This is a genomic window from Enterococcus sp. CSURQ0835, from assembly GCF_902706605.1.
Lineage (GTDB): Bacteria > Bacillota > Bacilli > Lactobacillales > Enterococcaceae > Enterococcus_A.
Genome location: NZ_CACSLH010000060.1, coordinates 1 through 1526 on the forward strand (window position 1 = coordinate 1; position 1526 = coordinate 1526).

A 1526-nucleotide genomic window follows, 5' to 3' on the forward strand; every position below is an offset into this window, starting at 1 on the left:
AATTGAGAGTAGACCTCTCAAAACTGAACGAAATGACGAATGTGTAGTCTCCGTAATAATTCCTTAGAAAGGAGGTGATCCAGCCGCACCTTCCGATACGGCTACCTTGTTACGACTTCACCCCAATCATCTATCCCACCTTAGACGGCTGGCTCCAAAAGGTTACCTCACCGGCTTCGGGTGTTACAAACTCTCGTGGTGTGACGGGCGGTGTGTACAAGGCCCGGGAACGTATTCACCGCGGCGTGCTGATCCGCGATTACTAGCGATTCCGGCTTCATGCAGGCGAGTTGCAGCCTGCAATCCGAACTGAGAGAAGCTTTAAGAGATTAGCTTAGCCTCGCGACTTCGCGACTCGTTGTACTTCCCATTGTAGCACGTGTGTAGCCCAGGTCATAAGGGGCATGATGATTTGACGTCATCCCCACCTTCCTCCGGTTTGTCACCGGCAGTCTCGCTAGAGTGCCCAACTAAATGATGGCAACTAACAATAAGGGTTGCGCTCGTTGCGGGACTTAACCCAACATCTCACGACACGAGCTGACGACAACCATGCACCACCTGTCACTTTGCCCCCGAAGGGGAAGCTCTATCTCTAGAGTGGTCAAAGGATGTCAAGACCTGGTAAGGTTCTTCGCGTTGCTTCGAATTAAACCACATGCTCCACCGCTTGTGCGGGCCCCCGTCAATTCCTTTGAGTTTCAACCTTGCGGTCGTACTCCCCAGGCGGAGTGCTTAATGCGTTAGCTGCAGCACTGAAGGGCGGAAACCCTCCAACACTTAGCACTCATCGTTTACGGCGTGGACTACCAGGGTATCTAATCCTGTTTGCTCCCCACGCTTTCGAGCCTCAGCGTCAGTTACAGACCAGAGAGCCGCCTTCGCCACTGGTGTTCCTCCATATATCTACGCATTTCACCGCTACACATGGAATTCCACTCTCCTCTTCTGCACTCAAGTCTCCCAGTTTCCAATGACCCTCCCCGGTTAAGCCGGGGGCTTTCACATCAGACTTAAAAGACCGCCTGCGCTCGCTTTACGCCCAATAAATCCGGACAACGCTTGCCACCTACGTATTACCGCGGCTGCTGGCACGTAGTTAGCCGTGGCTTTCTGGCCAGATACCGTCAAGGGATGAACGTTTTACTCTCATCCTTGTTCTTCTCTGACAACAGAGTTTTACGATCCGAAAACCTTCTTCACTCACGCGGCGTTGCTCGGTCAGACTTTCGTCCATTGCCGAAGATTCCCTACTGCTGCCTCCCGTAGGAGTTTGGGCCGTGTCTCAGTCCCAATGTGGCCGATCACCCTCTCAGGTCGGCTATGCATCGCAGCCTTGGTGAGCCGTTACCTCACCAACAAGCTAATGCACCGCGGGTCCATCCTTAAGCGACGCAAAAGCGCCTTTCAAATTCTTATCATGCGATAAAAATTGTTATACGGTATTAGCACCTGTTTCCAAGTGTTATCCCCTTCTTAAGGGCAGGTTACCCACGTGTTACTCACCCGTTCGCCACTCCTTTTCT

Annotated in this window: 1 rRNA gene; it reads right to left on the bottom strand. The window is 52.4% G+C overall.

The features are described 5' to 3' along the window. Positions 1 to 67: 67 nt before the first annotated feature. A 16S ribosomal RNA gene (locus tag GVJ38_RS13965) occupies positions 68 to 1526 on the bottom strand; the annotation flags it as partial.